Origin of the sequence: Butyrivibrio sp. NATIVEDY162, from assembly GCF_045999815.1 — a bacterium.
Classification (GTDB): Bacteria; Bacillota; Clostridia; order Lachnospirales; family Lachnospiraceae; genus Butyrivibrio.
This window is the reverse complement of sequence record NZ_CP172573.1, coordinates 3,311,710-3,330,586: the sequence shown is the minus strand read 5'-3', so window position 1 is coordinate 3,330,586 and position 18,877 is coordinate 3,311,710. Positions and strand designations below refer to the sequence as shown.

The 18,877-nt window shown below is 42.6% G+C and carries 11 protein-coding genes and 1 tRNA gene; 1 reads left to right on the top strand and 11 read right to left on the bottom strand.

Annotated elements, in window-relative coordinates:
* Positions 1 to 16: 16 nt before the first annotated feature.
* Positions 17 to 3,010 (bottom strand): AMP-binding protein, encoded by a 2,994-nt coding sequence (locus ACHCNF_RS14500; protein WP_408070457.1) that lies wholly within the window; start codon positions 3,008 to 3,010, stop codon positions 17 to 19.
* A gap of 251 nt (positions 3,011 to 3,261) precedes the next feature.
* On the opposite strand from ACHCNF_RS14500, the gene ACHCNF_RS14495 reads away from it, so the two are divergent.
* Positions 3,262 to 3,335 (top strand) — tRNA-Arg (locus ACHCNF_RS14495).
* 242 nt (positions 3,336 to 3,577) lie between these two features.
* Here the strand turns inward: ACHCNF_RS14495 and ACHCNF_RS14490 are convergent.
* From ACHCNF_RS14490 to ACHCNF_RS14445, 10 genes are all read right to left on the bottom strand, one after another.
* Positions 3,578 to 4,720: an HD domain-containing phosphohydrolase gene (locus ACHCNF_RS14490; RefSeq protein WP_408070456.1), complete on the bottom strand. Its 1,143-nt coding sequence runs from the start codon at positions 4,718 to 4,720 to the stop codon at positions 3,578 to 3,580.
* A 2-nt stretch (positions 4,721 to 4,722) separates the two neighbouring features.
* Entirely contained in the window at positions 4,723 to 7,242 is a 2,520-nt protein-coding gene (locus tag ACHCNF_RS14485) for a flagellar assembly protein A (RefSeq protein ID WP_408070455.1), read from the bottom strand.
* Positions 7,243 to 7,432: 190 nt separating this feature from the next.
* Positions 7,433 to 8,536, bottom strand: a complete 1,104-nt coding sequence (gene mtnA / locus ACHCNF_RS14480) for an S-methyl-5-thioribose-1-phosphate isomerase (protein WP_408070454.1) — start codon at positions 8,534 to 8,536, stop codon at positions 7,433 to 7,435.
* Positions 8,537 to 8,559: 23 nt separating this feature from the next.
* On the bottom strand, positions 8,560 to 9,321 hold the full coding sequence (locus tag ACHCNF_RS14475) for a response regulator (protein WP_408070453.1): 762 nt from the start codon (positions 9,319 to 9,321) through the stop codon (positions 8,560 to 8,562).
* Complete coding sequence (locus ACHCNF_RS14470) at positions 9,305 to 13,558, bottom strand: hybrid sensor histidine kinase/response regulator (protein WP_408070452.1); 4,254 nt, start codon at positions 13,556 to 13,558, stop codon at positions 9,305 to 9,307. The genes ACHCNF_RS14475 and ACHCNF_RS14470 overlap by 17 nt, the downstream gene beginning before the upstream one ends.
* Positions 13,559 to 13,709: 151 nt before the next feature.
* The gene (locus ACHCNF_RS14465) at positions 13,710 to 14,756 is read right to left on the bottom strand and encodes an electron transfer flavoprotein subunit alpha/FixB family protein (protein ID WP_408070451.1); all 1,047 of its coding nucleotides are present in this window, start codon (positions 14,754 to 14,756) and stop codon (positions 13,710 to 13,712) included.
* Positions 14,757 to 14,836: 80 nt separating this feature from the next.
* On the bottom strand, positions 14,837 to 15,628 hold the full coding sequence (locus tag ACHCNF_RS14460) for an electron transfer flavoprotein subunit beta/FixA family protein (RefSeq protein WP_408070450.1): 792 nt from the start codon (positions 15,626 to 15,628) through the stop codon (positions 14,837 to 14,839).
* Between the two features lie 68 nt (positions 15,629 to 15,696).
* Complete coding sequence (locus ACHCNF_RS14455; protein WP_408070449.1) at positions 15,697 to 16,857, bottom strand: acyl-CoA dehydrogenase; 1,161 nt, start codon at positions 16,855 to 16,857, stop codon at positions 15,697 to 15,699.
* A gap of 218 nt (positions 16,858 to 17,075) precedes the next feature.
* A complete protein-coding gene (locus ACHCNF_RS14450; protein WP_408070448.1) occupies positions 17,076 to 17,951 on the bottom strand; it encodes a 3-hydroxyacyl-CoA dehydrogenase family protein in 876 nt (291 codons plus the stop codon).
* 31 nt (positions 17,952 to 17,982) lie between these two features.
* Positions 17,983 to 18,777 (bottom strand): enoyl-CoA hydratase-related protein, encoded by a 795-nt coding sequence (locus tag ACHCNF_RS14445; protein WP_408070447.1) that lies wholly within the window; start codon positions 18,775 to 18,777, stop codon positions 17,983 to 17,985.
* Positions 18,778 to 18,877: the final 100 nt, after the last annotated feature.

The window sequence follows — 18,877 nt, the reverse complement described above, 5'->3', positions numbered from 1 at the left end:
AACTTCCTTTCAAGCGTCAATGTTTTCTGCTAAAGATACCTTTGACAACATCGAAGAAAGACTTCTTATCTGTAAGTTTATCCTTAATCTCTCCAATGGTCACATCCGACTGTGAATTATGAGTTACCATAACCTGAGCAAGCTTTACATAGATATCCTTAAATTTTTCGATACTCTCATCTTCATAACGGCTTGCAGCATAGTCGATCATAAGCTGCAGTCCTTCCTCACCATCGAGGATTTCCATATCCAGAATAGTCTGTGAAGCAGCCTGATTCTGACGAACATCAACTGTCTCAATGTCGAAGCCATCGCTTCCGCCCATATCACGTATATCCTGCTGATACAACAGGTAAGCAGCTTCATGATCAGCAACCTGATTATTGACATCAACATACGGATAGCAGCTGTGCTCAATGCCCTTTTGAACCTGTTCATGTACATCCGCAAATACATTACGAAGAGTTTCGCTGTCCTTTAGGCGAAGACCAACCGGCAAATCGCGGAACAGAAGTCCGACAGTGGTCATATTCTCGATTTCTTCACGGCCGTTATAAATCCAGCTCAGCTTAATATCTGATGCGTTATTGTAAATAGCAATCGCAAGAGCAGCTACTGTAATGAAGAACTCATTGCGGCTGATCTTGTATGCTCTTTCCATAGCATTCATCTGAGGCTGCAGGATTCCAAGTGATGCAAGAAGTTCACCCATGGCATTCTCGCGGCTCTCATGATCTGTCTTCGGATAGCATGACCATTCGATATTGTCGTATCTGTCTTCAAAATACTTTTTACTCTCAAGATAAAAATCAGTATTCATGGCATCCTGACGTTTCTTAAGGAACAGGTAGTAATAATCAGGATCTACAGCAGTTCCCATGAATACGTTTTTAATGCCGTTCAGGAATACCTTTAAGCTGGTTCCGTCAAACAGTGAATGATGAACATCAAAGTATACATACAGTGACTTCTCTGTTTCAAATACGCGGCATCTGTACATTCTTCCGCCAACAATCTTGAACGGGAATACAAGAGTGTCTCTTATGTAGTCAAATTCAAACTCAGACACTTTTTCCACATGAATCGACTGGAATATCTCAGGCGTGTATTTCTGGTACATATTACCTTCGTTATCAAAATGGAAGGTAGTAAGCAGCGCAGGATGTGCTTTTATCGCTTCCTCCATTATGCCGCAAAGCTGCTTGCCTTCAAACAGTTCCTTATCTAGCTTCATAAGCGAAAACAGGTTGTACATAGTTGAATTCGGCGTATAGAGCTGATAATCGATCATGTAAAGCTGCTCAGCCGTAAGAGGCTGCGTGCTCTCCATTGCGATCTTGTTAAGCTCATCCGGATCACCATCGCTGTTCTCCATAGCTTCAGAATATATCTGTGCAATATTTTTAGGTGTTCTTCCTCTGAATACGATTCCTGCATTCAGGCCTTTAAGCGTATCCTGGCAGGCTGTGATAAGCTCTATGGACGAAAGTGAATCTCCACCCAGCTCATAGAAATCATCATTGATGCCTATCTGAGCAACCTTTAGTACCTTAGCCATTGCTTCACAAAGAGTCTTCTCAACATCATTTGTGGGAGCCACATAATCACTTACAAAATCGCTGGCATCGGGTTCAGGCAATCCTTTTCTGTCAAACTTGCCATTTGCCTTCATGGGAATGCTGTCAATTTTCATGAAATAAGCAGGAATCATGTAGTACGGCAGGCGCTTTAACAGATTCTTGCGAAGCTCTGCTGAATCAATATCAACATCTTCATTAAAATAAGCACACAGGAAGCTCTTTCCATCCTTATCAAAGCCGCGTACTGCAGCCCATTTAACACCAAGCTCTTCCTTAAGAGCAGCCTCGATCTCAGCAGGCTCGATACGGTTACCATTGATCTTGATCATATCACCGAGACGTCCAAGAATCAGGAGATTACCGTTTTCATCGATTCTTGCAAGGTCTCCTGAGTAGTAAATACCGTCAACAAAGTGTTTCTCTGTCTCTTCCTTAAGGTTAATATATCCTCTTACATAAGGATCCTCGAAACAGATTTCTCCCGTTTCTCCCTCTGCAACGTCATTTCTGTTTTCGTCCTTTAAGTAGATCTTGCTGTCAACCTGCGGCCAGCCGATGGGACAAGTCTCATATGGCTTATCAATTTCGAAAAATCCTACCGCAAATCCACTTTCACTTGCAGCATAAATATTTATGATCTTTACATTTTCCAGGTAAATGTCATTTGCAGGTTCACTTCCTACAAAGAGCATTCTGAGGAACGGTCCGGTATTTTTACCAAGCTTACGAACATACGAAGGTGTAAGGAATGTAATGGATATGCGCTTCTTTATAAAGAACATAGCCAAAGCCCCGGGATTCTTAATGGTCTCATAGGAAACAATGTAGTTCTTTGCTTTAAATACGCTAAGTGCACACAGAACAACTATGACAGTAGCAACAAAGTTCATAGGTGCAAGTGTAGCAACACTGTCATCTTCACGGAAATTACAATCTCCTCCGTTGCTTACGGAATCAATTGCTCTCTTAAGATTTCCGTATTCATGAAGCACACCCTTGGGATTACCTGTTGTGCCCGAAGTATAAATTGCATATGCAGCATCATGATCATCAGTCTCTTCATGGCCCTCAAGAGGATTAAGTCTCATGATTTCTTCCCAGTTAGCAACGGATATCTCATCCTTGCAGGAGCAATCCTTACGAATATAATCAATACGTTCAGGAGCATAGGTATCTTCTACCAGCGCCCAGGCAGCTCCCGCCTTCCATATACCAACCATTGCTATAACAGGCTTTACGCCACGGGGCAGGTTAATGAGAACAAAATCCTCCTTACCTATTCCCTTACTCTTAGCCCAGGCATATATTTTGCCACTCATCTCATCCAACTGGCTATAGGACACTCCCTTTGTTGATACTTCATCAAACAGAATAGTTTCATTAGGAGCCTTTGCGGTATACTCTTGCAAGGTATCAATTATAGTTTTCATATGTTTCGATCCTCTTAAATTTACCTTTCCTTTTTTGCTGATTAAAGGGCTACAACTGCATAAAAAACGTATATAGTAAATTCATTATAGGCAACATTCTAAAAAAATATTATCAAATTTAAGAATATCAAACTACGAAAAAACCATTAAAGAAATCTAAATTTTTTATTTAATAATATATTTTTAAAAAAATTGTTGACATTTATTATCTCAATGTTATAATAATATTCGCTGCACGAAGTAGTGCATATGTGTGTGTAGCTCAGCTGGATAGAGCGTCTGGCTACGGACCAGAAGGTCGAGGGTTCGAATCCTTTCACACACGTTGATTTAAAAAAGAGAGATGAGACTTTTAGTCTCTTCTCTCTTTTTTGTTCTACGCCTATCGGCTTCGAACGGGTTCGATCTTCGCTCCGCTTCGGTCGGCGCAAAGCCGACATCCCCCGGATGTCGTGCGCCCTTTCACACACGTTGATTTAAAAAAGAGAGATGAGGTTAATCCCCATCTCTCTTTTGTTTTATCGCCTATCGGCTTCGAATAGGTTCGATCTTCGCTTCTAATACTTTTTATTGGCTAAGGAGTCCGCCACCGCCATTATTTTCGTTTGCTTCCTCTTCTGCCTTGGTTCTGGCAACCATGGCTTCCATCTCAGGCCTTGCTATATCGAAGCAGGCCAACATCTTTGTGGAGAAGATTCCACTCTCACCATTTTTAATCATTTCGTAAGCCTTACTTGGTGCAAAAGCCGATTTGTAAACACGGTCACTTACAAGAGCATCATAAACATCTGCAAGTGATGTAAGCTGCGCAGCAATTGAAATCTCTTCACCCTTCAGGCCGTCAGGATAACCCTTGCCGTCGTACTTTTCATGATGGTGTCTGCAGATATCGTAGCTTACTTCAAGGTACTCCTTATCCTGAAGATCAGCCAACATTTTTACGATCTCGCAGCCACGTGTGGTATGTGACTTCATGATATCAAACTCATCAGGTGTCAGGCGCCCCGGCTTCAACAGTATTGCGTCCGGAACGGTGATTTTCCCAATATCATGCATGGCGCTTGCGTTTGTAATAACTTCTATCTTGTGAGGTGTAAGCCCAAACTCAGGGTAATTTCGCATCGCAACATTTCCCAAAATCTGAACAAAGCCCTTAATTCTTTTTAGGTGATAACCGGATTCCAGATTACGGAACTCGACTATCGTGCAGATGGTGTCAATAATTCTGCTGTTATAATCTCTTAAGCGTTCTTCCTGCTTTTTAAGCACCAGGAACTGCTTTTTCAAAACCCTAGTCTGATCGCTGACCTTCTGCTCAAGGTCCTGTCTGCTCATGTTGAGCTCTATGGCTCTTCTTACACGGTGTTTAACGATGATTGAATCAAAGGGCTTATGAATAACGTCGCTTGCGCCATTTTCATAGCATTTTCTCTCAGTCTCAGGTGAGGTGTCAGCCGTGATCATTAGTACAGGAATCTTATCGGGTATCTTGTGCTTGTAGAGCTCTTCAAGTAGCCTGAATCCGTCCATTTCAGGCATGATAATATCAAGGAGAATAGCCGCAATATCATTTTTTTTGCGGGCAATTATCTCCAGCGCCTTTCTACCATTCTCAGCTTCCAGTATTTCATAATCACTCTTAAATATCTCGCCCAGAATGCCTCTATTAATTTCGGTATCATCTACTATCAGAATACACTTATCAGCCACTTTTAACTCCTTGCTATAGGCTTCTCACCATCAAGCATAATCAGCTCACCGCTTTGTAATGTAAATGTAATACCCCTTGAGGTTTCCCTTGTATCATGAACTCTTAACATTCTGTTTCCAAGCTTTACGCTTGTCCCTATGAACACAAGCCTTGAGACAAGTACCTTAGCATCCCTGACTGACGCCATCTCAGCTTCAATCACCTTTTTTCTTGCATTCAGCTTCTCAAGCTCAGCCTCTTTGATAGCGGACTCGGCGTTAACCTTGATTTTCAACTGAAGTGCCTGCTTATTTGTATTGTCATTAAAAGTTGTCAGCTTAGAGCGCTGCTGTTCATATACCTTTAATTCCTGGTACAATCTACTGATGTTACGCATCAGGCTCTGATACTCATAATCAAGTTCCTCGGTTACTCCGGTCCTTACTACAGTATCCTTGATGCTTTTACTTCCAAGAACCGCAGTCTCTACACCTCTCAGAGAAGTTACAACACCTCCGCTTATGAGTCCTTTTTCACCGAGCATGACTACCTTTCCATCAGCTGACACATTGCAGTTCATGCAGTCATTGGAAATAAGATCCCCTTTGCACTTGATATTTGTAGTATCAAGGTGAGATGCAGCCACAATGCCGCCTGCCGAAATGGAGGTTCTGTCATTGACATTGCCTACGATACTTTTCCTTACAACAACACGCCCTCCGGCATGTATATCGGCACAAGACACGCTTCCGTCAACCACCACGTCTCCCTTTGCCTGAATATAAACATTATCCACGTCACCTTTGACCCAGATAGTGCCGTCATAAACAACTTTTTCGCGGACATTTATGAGGGAATCGTACACCTTGGTCTTATCTATCCTGATCTCGCCATTGTTGATCCTTCCAACACCGGCTATGGAAGACACATATGTCCTCTTATCGCCGAGAAGCATAAATCCCTGGCCTTTAAGGATTGGCTTTCCTTTGCCAGCTTTTGCCTTTAAGAGCCTCCCTGTAACATCGAAGCCGTCCTCGCCGTTGGTAGCAGGATGATAGACTGCAATCTTATCACCGAGCTTAACCTCATCAAACACTTTTACCTTGGAAAAATCGGCACTTTCACCTTCGCTCATATCAGGAAGGATTTCCTCACTTAGTTTTATAAGGTACTCATAATAGGCATCAGTTCCGTCCACAGGGAGCTTCCCCTGAGCCACCAGAACTTTCTTGCCAAATTGCTTAGCCTCGATCATTTCCTCGATGGCTTTTCTGCTGACACCTCTTCTTACTCTTGCGTTATATAGAAGCTTTATCACCTTTTCAAGGGTATAAGCTGCTCCCTTGCCTCCAACCGGCAGGGTAAAATAGCATTGCATCTTATCGTCGGTTATATCAATAAGACGGCCTTCCTCCGTCTGCAGAAACTGCAAAGCTTTGACCTCTTCATCAGCAGGCCCCTGAAGATCATCAAGCTGCCCTGAAAAGAGCTTGCTCAGATTGCTGGGAAGAGTTTTTCCTTCCTCAAGCCATTTGCGCATGATGCGCATCTCCTGAGCAGGATGAACCATACTCTTATATTGATTGATGTCTACGTTGTTCTCTATGCCTTTTCTGATTTCACGCATCTGGTCAGCCCTGTATAAAGGCTTAGCATATGGTGTAACATCTATCTGATGCTCAAGCCCCAGTCTGAGCTCCCGCATCTGTTTCCAGCTGTATGCTTCTTCTGCATATATCGAGACATCCAGATTCTGCTCAAGGCCTTTTCTTACTTCATTCATGCACTCTCCGCGCATACCAAAAAGGAAATAACGGTCTATATCCTCTATTCCCTCCTGCTTTGCCAGGCGAATCTGCTCAAGCTGTTCAGCATCAAAATTCTTATCGATGTACTCTTTTATATCTATTTTTTCTTTATAAGCTATGTGAATCTGTTCGAGAGTTGACGCATCTTTTCTGCGGATGAGCTTGTCGTCAAGTTCAAGTCCGTCCTCCAGACTTTCCCTTACAACCCTCATTTTCATGTAGGGCATATCAATCTGTGCAAATTGTGATATATCAGTCTCATGTTCAAGACCTATCCTAATTTCCTGCATCTGCAGCCAGTTATACCTTGGATCCTGATAAAAAATTACCGGCACACCGGCTTTTAGTCCCAATCTGATCTGTCTCATCTGATCTGAAAAATACTCAGGCCTGGCATACTCCGACACCTCAAGATTATCTGCAAGTCCTTCTCTTATCTCTGCCAGCTGCATTATGTCAAATCCTGCCTCGCGATAAGCTGACATATCAATTCCGCTTTGGAGCTCTAATCGAATCTCCTCCATCTCATTCCACGGAATCTCAGGCTTTGCATAGGTATCCACAGACACGCCGGTGGAGAGCCCCTTTCTTATTTCCGCCAGCTGGTAGATGTTGAAACGTTGCTCCTTATACTTTTCAGAATCTCCACCCTGCTTTTTTATCAGAAGAAGCTCATTGGCAATTAAATCAGGCTGATATAAACTTTTGTCTTCATCAGAAGCAACAACAGCCATTCCTTAAATCCCTCACAGAAAAAAGATGCATTACATTTAGAAGTAAATTTGACATTTAAAAATGCTTATAAAAAGCCTTACTAAATGCCATTCTCTCAGCTACATTCTAACACCTGAAAAAACTACTCTCAATCTAATTGCACGAATTTATGAAGATTTTAGAATATTATACCGTTTTAATTAAATATGATTACATGTTCTCAAACAGTTTACCTATGCTAACATCATACGGAGCTCTGAGTACTCCATGTTCAGTCACGATGCCTGCTATAAGTTCATTGTCCGTAACATCAAAGGCAGGATTATAAACCTTTATTCCCTCAGGAGCCATTCGTTCCTTATACCACATCTCGGTTACTTCCTCGGGCTTTCTCTGCTCTATCTTGATGTCATCACCTGTCTTTGTGTTGATATCTATCGTAGAAGTAGGTGCACACACATAAAAAGGAATATTATATCTCTTTGCAACCGTGGCAACTACACTAGTTCCGATTTTGTTAGCTGCGTCACCATTAGCGGCAACTCTGTCACATCCTACAAAAATGGCATCTATAGCACCGCTTTTCATTAGTGAAGCGGACATGTTATCACATAAAAGAGTAGTGTCTATTCCTGCGGATGAAAGCTCATAAGCAGTGAGTCTTGCCCCCTGCAAAAGAGGTCTGGTCTCGTCGCAGTACACTTTTATGTTGTATCCCTTTTCATGAGCAAGATACATGGGCGCTGTGGCAGTTCCATACTTGCAGGTTGCAAGCTGTCCCGCGTTGCAGTGTGTGAGAAGTCCGTAGCCATCTTTTATAAGTGTGAGGCCGTTCTCACCGATTCTTCTGCAGACATCGATATCCTCTTCCTTTATGCGCTCCGACTCCTGTCTCATGGCATCTATCAGCGCTTTTCTGTCAAAACTCTTTGCACCGGTGCTTCCACCTGCCATGTCAAGCTCTTCTGCAGTCTTTACAACATGAGCCTCCATACGCTTAAGTGCCCAGGACAGATTAACAGCTGTGGGTCGCGAAGAATTGAGATAGTCGCTCTTTTCCCTGAGCTCCTTCATGAAGTCCTCATAGCTCTCTGCCTTTGAATGTTTCATCAGAATGTAAAGCCCAAAGCCTGCTGCCACACCAATTGCCGGTGCACCACGTACCTGCAGAAGATATATTGCATTCCATATCTCTTCCCCTGTGCGGAGTCTTATCATCTCCGTTGTTCCGGGCAGCTTTGTCTGATCTATAATCTCCATCGCATCATCTTCATCGATGAGCGCTACTGTCTCATAATCCAAAATACTTTTCATTACCTAAAAAACTCCTCCTGATTCTATTTTCTTGTAGCAAAAAATTTCTGAAGATCTGCCATCAGTTCCTCGCGGCTGATGGATTTTAAAAGATAGCCTTCAGGTTTAAGCCCGACTACCTTCATGACGCTTTCCTTATCGCTTTTTCCTGTAAGGAATATTACGGGAACATGCCTTGTCATAGGGTCGTTTCTCAGCATTTCAAGGACCTGCGGCCCGTTGGTTATGGGCATCTCATAGTCCAGCAAAATAAGGTCAACATGAGTGGTGGCCAGAAGACTTATAGCCTGGAGCCCCGAAATCGCCATGGATACTTTGTACTTTTCCTTTAGCCAGTCTCTCACAAGGCCGACATAAGTCGCATCATCATCCACTACAAGTATGCTCTTCTTCGGCGGATCCTTAAGGGCTTTCATCTCCGTTTTCGCCGTGTTTATGAATTCATCCATATTAAGAGGCCTCTGGAAAACCTTTAGAATTCTGCCTATAGGAAGATTGTTGCACACAACATCCGTGTCAATTTTTTCCCCTATAATGATGACCTGAATATCATTCTCAGTGAGCTTCTCATTTAGAAAATTCAAAAATACAGTGTCCACCTTATCGGACTGATCGATGTAGTACGTGATAATAGCCGCATTGCTCCACTCGTCACATACCTTCTCAGGGTCTGCAACCATAAAGAAATGCGCTATCTTAGCCTCATCCAGTTTCTTTTCCAAGGCACGGATAACAAAAGATTCCTTGGCTCCTATAAGCATCATTTTCTTATCGTTTAAGCTCATCCTTTATACCATCCCAATTCAGTTCTTTCAACATTCTCTTAAGGTGCTCAAATCTCTCATTGTTTTCTTCGCCGCAGTTGTATGCAGACATATCCTCAAGGACCATCTCAAAGGAGTCATAATCCATCATGGCAGCAAAGTCTTTAAGGGCTTCATACGCCTCTTTTATGGTAGCTTCATCGCATACTTCTCTCTCGTCAGCTTCCGCCTTTTCAGACAGCTTTGAAAGCTTTTGCATAAACTGTCTGTACATATCCAGAAGCACCGGCGTATCTTTCTTTATGTCTTCAGTATTGTTGTTTTTCCCTGCCTCTTCCATTTTAGCAGAAATCTCAGATAATCTCGATGCTCCTATTATTCTTGCAGAGCTTTTCAGGGCATGAACCTTTATGGTGTATAACTCTATGTCGCCATCGTTAAACGCCTTTTCTATCTCCTCAGCCTTTTTATCTATTGTGAAGTAGAAGGTATTCAGAGCAGCTTCAAACTCATTCCTGCCTCCGCAGTTTTTAACTCCCGCCTGCACATCCAGATCTTCCACAGCAAATAGCCACTCCATATCCTTTGTAGGCTCATCTTCACTTGTGAAATCGGGAGAGTCCAGATTTTCATCGTCAGGCTTTTTAACCAGATCCTCTGAAATATTGTTTCTGAGCGCTTCTTCCAATGCCTTCATGTTTACAGGCTTTTCCAGGTAGCCATCAAATCCCCTCTCTTTATAATATGCTTCACCATTGTGAGCAGCATTGGCAGTAAGGGCAAATACCGGAAGCTCATACCCTTCCTTTCGCATTTGTGCAAGGGTCTCAATTCCGTCCATTTCAGGCATCATATGATCCAGGAGAACCAGCTCATAATGCTCGTTTTCCAGCTTCTTAAGGCACTCTTTTCCGCTTGTTGCCGTGTCGACAAATAGCCTCGTAGGTTTGAGAAGTCCTGTCATAACCTGAAGATTCATCTCATTATCATCAACAACCAATATCTTTGCGCCCGGAGCGACAAATGAAGGTCTGTAAATATAGTTCTCATTTACTGTATCATCTGTCTCAGTAAATTCACCTATGACCTCATCCTTTTCAACACTTTGGACAAGTGAAAAATAGAATTTTGATCCTTCACCGTAGGTGCTCTCGCATTTTAGCTTATCTCCCATCAGCTCCACAAACTGCCTTGAGATATTAAGTCCAAGACCTGTTCCCTGTATGCCGCTGTTTTTCTGCTCTTCCAGTCTTTCAAAAGCACCAAACAGTTTATCCATATCCTCGGGCCTGATTCCGATTCCCGTATCGGATACACTATAGTCTATGGTGCATATATCCTTTTGCTTTTTGACAAGCTTCAAGGTCAGTTTAAATGAGCCCTCCTTTGTATATTTAACTGCATTTGTAAGAAGGTTCATAAGTACCTGTTTTATTTTTCCTTCATCGCCATACAGATAGCGCGGAATCTCCGGATCTATATCCGTTTCAAAAAGAAGATCCTTTTCATTACTCCTAACACGTATCATGGCTGTTATGGTCTTTAGAAGTTCATCCAGGTCATAGCTTTGTTCCACCAGGTTCATCTTGCCGGATTCAATTTTTGACATATCCAATATGTCATTAACTATGGCTAGCAGAGATTCTGAAGCTCTCTTTATTGTCTTGGCATATCCCACAACCTCTCCGGAATACTTCTGTATAGGCAGGCTTCTGTCCTCTCTCAGGATCATTTCATCCATACCGATTATGGTATTTATAGGCGTTCTGATTTCATGAGACATATTGGCAACAAATCTGGACTTCGCACTGTTTGCCCTCTCTGCCTCCTCTTTTGCTGCTCTTATCTCCTCATACTGCTGGCTGATGATAGTCGTGCGAAGTATACCCCAAACCACCAGTGCAACTGTGATCAGAAGCAAAGCAAACAATCCAACCCTCACAATTGTCAGTTCATAGAAAATTGGCTTCTTATAAAGAGGATAGGTTTCATCTCGTAAAACACTGTGGGTATACTTATCAAGAATCTGAATATGAAGGGTATACTTTCCATATGGCAGATTAGTATAATCAAGAGTTGTTATCTCACTCTGATGCACAGTCCTGCCATCATCATTTGATCCATCCAGATAGAACTTTACAAGTGGATTGGACAACAGATAATTAAGTACAGATACCTGAATCTGCACGCGGACTGCTCCGGACGGAATCTGATAAATACCGTCTTTATCAGGAAGCACTTGCTTTTCATCTGCTATTACCTTATCCAAGTCTATAAAGTAGCTGTTATCAAACACATCATAGTTTTTTAGTGATATCTGTCTTACACCATCGATACAGCACAAAAGAAGCTTATCCTCTCCATTAAGGCAGTTCCAGGCATTGGATGTCAGCGATGTATTAAAACCTCTTGAGCGGTCCAGGAGCTCTAAATTATATTTACCATTCTCCAAAAGCTCATCTGCCGGCAACTTAAAAATTCCTGCACTTGAACTTATCCACGCACTGTCGTCCTCTGCAATATATATGTCATACACATTACTGTATGGAAAATTATCCAGCTTTTTAATAGTGTTTCTATCATCGTAATAAATCGCATTACTTGTCACATAGAAAAATCCATTGTTGTAAGGTACTATCCGCACTACAACCTGTGTCAAAAGGCCTTCTTCCTCTCCAATGTGACCTGCAAGCTTTCCATCTCTTATGATATAAATTCCATCGCCGTCAGATCCCGCAAGAATACTTCCATCCGTATCTTCCACAATGGTTAGTATCTGCGAAACTATCATGCCATCTTCTTTGCCAAGAGTACTCGTAACCGTATCGCCTGTAATAAAGCTAAGTCCCGTATTGCTGGCTGCCAGTATCTGCCCGTCAGACAGCTCTGTGCAATATCTGAATCGTCCGCCAAGAGTCCCTTTTTCCTCATTAAAAGTATATGCATTTCCATTTCTATCTACCCTTAAAAGGCCATCCTTTCCGTAAGTAGATATCCAGAGATTGGAATCAGAGTCAATCATTTGATGCCTGATACGGACATCATCAAAATATTTTAAGTAGTCATAGTCCTTTTTCTCAAATGTCTCCGCATCAAGAACTGCAAGCCCCTTATCCATTCCTATATATATTTCTCCGTGGTCTACAAGGACGCAGTTAACAACATCTTCTTCAACTCCGGCCTTGTTAAATACGTTATAGAAAGGATTTTTTGACAGCTCCAGAAGGCCACGCTTAGTGGATGAAAACCATATATTTCCCTGATAGTCGTACATACAGTCGCCAATGTCACAGTCAAATCCGCTTCTGGTAAGATTTGTAGCCTCACCTTTGGAGTTTATATAACCCATACCATTTTCTGCACAATAAAACAGGCCTTCACCGTCCTGCTCTTTTAAAAGCTTATGATAAAAGGCTACATTTTCAATACTATATGAATCTTCTTTCTTAGTTGTTCCATTTCTATAGCTGAATTTTTCAAGATAGGATCCGGATGTACCTACCAAAATGGTACCATCACCAATTTTTTCAACCGAGCTATAGACTACACCCGGCATATCAAAGTTCTTTTTCTCTACGACTTTTCCATTATCAATAATAAACAGATCACCGCTATTTGTGACGCAGGCTACAACAGTTCCGCCTATTTTTGTCATGGAGCGGACCCATGATATATCCTCCCGGCTATCAAAGTTCTCTACTGTCATGTCATCTCTGATAATGCCCAGGCTGGATACTGTTCCAACGTAAATATTTCCTTCATCATCCTCACAGATAGACCTGATCGTATCAGATGCAAGTCCGTTTTCATGATTAAACCATCTTCCTGTTTCATTATGCTCATCATAGCACAATATGCCTATGTCATTAGTGCCTATCCAAAGCCTGTCCTTCGAATCCACATACATTGTCATTACATTACTTACATCAAATCCTATATTCTCGAATTCAAATTTGATTCCATTGAACCTGTAAAGACCGGAATATGTGCCTATCCAGATATACCCATCAGATGTCTGTGCTATCGCATTTATTTCATTGTTTATGAGCCCATTACCTGTATGATAATGGATTGGTTCATACTCCGCCAGATAATCAGTCTGACCACCTTCCCTGGCCTCTACTTTTACAGGTACAATTAACTGTAAAAAAACAATAAAAAATGCCACAAGAACCAAGCCCATCAGATGAAGTATACTCATCCGAAGCTTTTCCTGCGACATTCTATATTTAAAAGCCGAAGAGGCTGACTCTATCATTTATTAAACCTCCATATGTTTTATTCTATAACATATATGGAATACCAAATATTAAAATACTCTATATTATATATAAAAATAGTAAAAAACGGCTGCATACCTTGGTAGTATGCAGCCGATAAAAGTCATATTATCTTATTGTCAGCTCAAATTACTTCTCAGCAAGTGCAGCCTCAAGCTTCTTTGTAAGAGCGGGAACGATCTTGTTAAGATCACCAACAACACCGTAATCTGCTACGTCAAAGATAGGTGCGTTCTCATCCTTGTTGATAGCGATGATGAGATCTGACTCTTCCATACCTGCAACGTGCTGGATAGCGCCGCTGATACCGATTGCGAAGTAAACCTTAGGACGAACAGTCTTACCTGTCTGACCAACCTGAAGATCCTTCGGCTTCCAGCCTGAATCTACAACTGCACGTGAGCATGAAACTGTTCCGTGAAGTACCTTTGCAAGATCATCAAGAAGTGCAAAGTTCTCAGGGCTTCCAACTCCACGACCACCGGATACAAGGATCTTAGCTTCCTGGATATCTTCAACTTCTGAAACTGCCTTAACGATCTCAAGGATCTTTGTATAGCAAGCGTTCTCTTCGAAGCCGGGATTGAACTCTACAACCTCAGCCTTAGCGCCCTTTACAGGAGCAATCTTCTGCATAACGCCGGGACGAACTGTAGCCATCTGAGGACGGAAGTCAGGACAAGCGATAGTAGCGATTGTGTTACCACCGAATGCTGGACGAGTCATAAGAAGCTGCTTGTGCTTCTGTTCCTGACCCTCTACAACGTTAAGCGGGAAATCACCGATATCAAGCTGTGTACAGTCAGCTGTAAGACCTGTGTGAACACGTGATGATACACGAGGACCAAGGTCACGACCTATTGCTGTAGCACCAACGAGAAGGATTTCAGGCTTGAACTCATTGATTACAGATGCAAGAGCGTGTGTGTAAGGCTCTGTACGATAGTCCTTAAGTTCAGGATCATCAACTACGATTACACGATCAGCGCCGTACTCTGCAAGAGTATCTACAAGATTGCCTACCTTGTCGCCAAGAAGGACTGCTGTAACTTTTTTCTCATCAAGATCCTTAGCAAGATCTTTTGCTTTGCCCAGAAGCTCCAGTGCGATACCTGAAAGCTCATTGTCTACCTGCTGAGCAAATATAAATACACCCTTATATTCTTCTAAAGACATGTTTTGTTCTCCTTATTATATAAATCAATTTTTGCTCCAAGAACGCAGACTCGGAAATGTACTGCGCTTTTCACAGGTTATTAGATCACGTGCTTTTCTTCGAGCTTACCAAACAGATAATCAACAGCTTCTTCAGCAGAATCAGCTACGATCTTCTCGCCTGCACCCTTCTTAACCTTATCTGAAGCCTTAGCAATCTGAGTAGGTGATCCCTTAAGACCGAGGTTAGAATCCTCAACATCCTTAAGATCTGCTCTTCCCCAAACTGTTACTTCCTTTTCGAAAGCATCGAAAATTCCGCCGGGAGTCATATATCTGGGCTCGCCAAGCTCTGCAAGAGCTGTGATGAGGCAAGGCATCTTAGCCTCTACCATGTGATAACGATCCTCGAACTGACGCTTAACAACTACAGTCTTAGCCTTCTCGTCAACCTTGATTTCTTCAGCGTAAGAGATTACGGGAAGTCCAAGGTGCTCAGAGATCTGAGGACCAACCTGAGCTGTATCACCATCAATAGCCTGACGGCCTGTGATTACGAGATCATATTCAAGGTTTCTGAGTGCACCTGCGATTGTAGAAGATGTTGCCCATGTGTCAGCACCACCAAGTACGCGGTCTGTAACAAGAACTGCCTTGTCAGCACCCATAGCCATAGCCTCACGAAGAACTGCCTCAGCCTTGGGAAGACCCATTGTTACAACAGTTACTTCTGCGCCATATTCATCTTTAAGACGAAGAGCTGCCTCAAGACCTGCCTTGTCATCAGGGTTCATGATTGCAAGCATTGCTCCTCTGTCGAGTGTTCCATCGGGTTTAAACTTAACCCCGCCCTTTGTATCGGGCACCTGCTTTATGCAAACTACAACTTTCATTTGTATTCTCCTTTTACAAAATGTAAATGATTATATCCGCTAAGTTCAATATTACTATGCTAAGAATCTTAGCTTAATAAAGCACCAGAGATAACCATTCTCTGAACTTCAGATGTACCTTCATAGATCTCTGTGATCTTAGCATCACGCATCATTCTCTCTACTTCGTACTCTCTGATGTAACCATAACCACCGTGAAGCTGAACAGCCTTTGTTGTTACGTCCATAGCAACTTCTGCTGCGAAAAGCTTAGCCTTAGCTGCTTCAACTGAGTAACGATCCTTGTTCTTCTTAGCATCAGCTGCTGCGTAAACAAGCATCTTAGCTGCCTCACACTGAGTAGCCATGTTAGCAAGCTGGAACTGTGTATTCTGGAACTGACCGATTGAACGACCGAACTGCTTTCTCTCCTTAACGTACTCAACTGTACGATCAAGAGCGCCCTCAGCGATACCAAGAGCCTGTGCAGCGATACCGATACGTCCACCATCAAGTGTGTGCATAGCGATCGGGAAGCCCTTTCCTCTAGCGCCAAGAAGGTTCTCAGCAGGAATGTGGCAATCCTGGAAAATGAGCTCATATGTGGATGATCCACGGATACCCATCTTGTTTTCCTTAGTACCGAATGTAAATCCGGGTGTTCCCTTCTCAACGATGAATGCTGAGAATTTCTTTGTTTTTCTGCCTCTCTTATCTTCAACGATGTCTGTGTAAGCGATGATGATATAAACATCAGCTACCTCACCGTTTGTGATGAAGCACTTAGAACCGTTAAGGATCCACTCCTTACCGTCTTCTGTAAGAACAGCTTTTGTCTGAACGCCCTGAGCGTCTGTTCCTGCCATGGGCTCTGTAAGACCGAAAGCACCAAGCTTCTCGCCCTTTGCAAGGGGAACAAGATACTTCTGTTTCTGCTCTTCTGTACCATATGTCATGATAGGATCACAGCAAAGTGATGTATGAGCGGAAACGATAACTGCTGTTGTACCGCAAACCTTTGCAAGCTCCTCTACGCACATAACGTATGTAAGAGGATCACATCCCTGTCCGCCGTATTCCTTCGGAATCGGGATACCCATGAAGCCGTACTTCTGCATTTTCTTAACAGTCTCCATAGGGAATACTTCTGTCTCATCCACCTCAATAGCGTTGGGCTTAACTTCTTTTTCTGCAAACTCTTTAAAAAGAGCTCTAGCCATTTCATGTTGCTGATCTAACTGAAAATCCATGAAAAAATCCTCCATATTTTTTTGTAAACTCTCTCGATTTCATTAGCACATTTATTTCAGGCTATATTTCCAATATAACTCGTTCCATTTTCTCGTCGTACACACCGTGTACGCACTGCGAAAATGTCACGGTTATATTGAAAATCTATCTCTGAAATAAAATGCACTATGAAATCTCGAGCGCTTACTATATTTATTATTAAATTATCTACTTATTATTATTTACGGTCTGTAGGTACTTTGCCGCCATCACTGTAATCATAGAAACCAATACCTGTCTTAACACCAAGCTTCTTACCACGAACCATCTTACGAAGAAGAGGGCATGCACGATACTTGGAATCACCTGTCTCCTTATAGAGAACATCCATGATTGCAAGAACGATATCAAGACCGATGTAGTCACCGAGTTCAAGGGGTCCCATAGGATGGTTGCAGCCAAGCTTCATAGCTGTGTCTACGCCCTGGATGTCTGAAACGCCTTCTGAATATACGAAGATACCTTCGTTGATCATAGGAACAAGGATACGGTTTACTACGAAACCAGCTGCCTCGTTAACCTGAACAGGAGTCTTGCCAAGATCCTCAGAGATCTTCTTAATCTTCTCAACGTCAGCCTCAGGTGTGTTTGCACCCTGGATAACCTCAACAAGCTTCATAACAGGAGCGGGATTGAAGAAGTGCATACCGATAACCGGCTTGGGAAGTCCTGCACCGATCTCTGTGATTGAAAGAGATGATGTGTTTGATGCGAAGATGCAATCAGGATTCTTAACGATGTTCTCTTCAAGCTCCTTGAAGAGGTTCTTCTTGATATCCATAACCTCAAGAGCTGCCTCTACTACGAGATCAGCGTCTGTGCAGATGTCATTAAGACCTGTCTGGATCTTGCCGATGATAGCATCAGCCTTAGCCTGATCGATCTTGCCCTTAGAAACCTGCTTGTCAATGCTCTTCTTAATCTTAGCTAAGCCGCCCTCTGCGAACTCTGTTTTAATGTCGCAAAGATAAACCTTATCTACTGTGTCTGCCTGTGCGAATGTCTGAGCGATACCAGCGCCCATTGTGCCTGCACCAATTACTGCAACTTTCATTTATATATCCTCCTAAGTTTGTTTTTATTTATTATTTATTCTGGAAGTCTACGACTTTGACCTTCTTCGGGTCGTCCTTCTTGCGAAGGAAGTTAGCCATACCTTCACGCTGATCCTCGGTCTCGAAGCAATCGCCGAAGATCTTTTCCTCAAGCTCGATAGCCTTGTCGATATCAAGCTGAAGTCCTTCATTTATAGCCTTCTTGCAAGCACGAACTGCGATAGGAGCCTGTGCTGCAATTGTATTAGCCATCTTCTCAGCTGCAGGAAGGAGTTCTTCCTGTGTATATACTGCATTAACAAGACCGATTCTGTAAGCTTCATCAGCCTTGATGTTGCGTGCTGTATAAATAAGCTGCTTAGCCATGCCTGCACCTATAAGACGAGCAAGTCTCTGTGTGCCGCCAAATCCGGGAGTAATTCCAAGACCAACCTCGGGCTGACCAAACATAGCGTTGTCTGAGCAGATACGAATATCACAACTCATTGAAATCTCGCAGCCGCCACCAAGAGCAAAGCCGTTAACTGCTGCGATTGTAGGAATAGGGAATGTCTCCAGTTTTCTGAAAACATCATTTCCTTTCTTACCAAATGCTTCACCTTCTGCCTTTGTAAGTGTGCTCATCTCTCCGATATCAGCACCAGCTACAAATGACTTTTCGCCTGCACCTGTAAGAACAAGAGCTCTTACTGTGTTCACATCAATGCTGTCAAGAGCAGCGTTAAGGTCATCAAGAACCTGGCTGTTAAGCGCATTGAGTGCTTCCGGGCGGTTGATTGTAAGAACAGCGATTTTGTCCTTAACTTCAACATTTACAAATCCCATTTTCTTTGCCTCCTTGTTTATTTCTATATTAAGTCAGTCTACCTGACTTATATACCATTATGAATTCTTTTCTGATTCTTTACCTATAAAAAGGAAACGG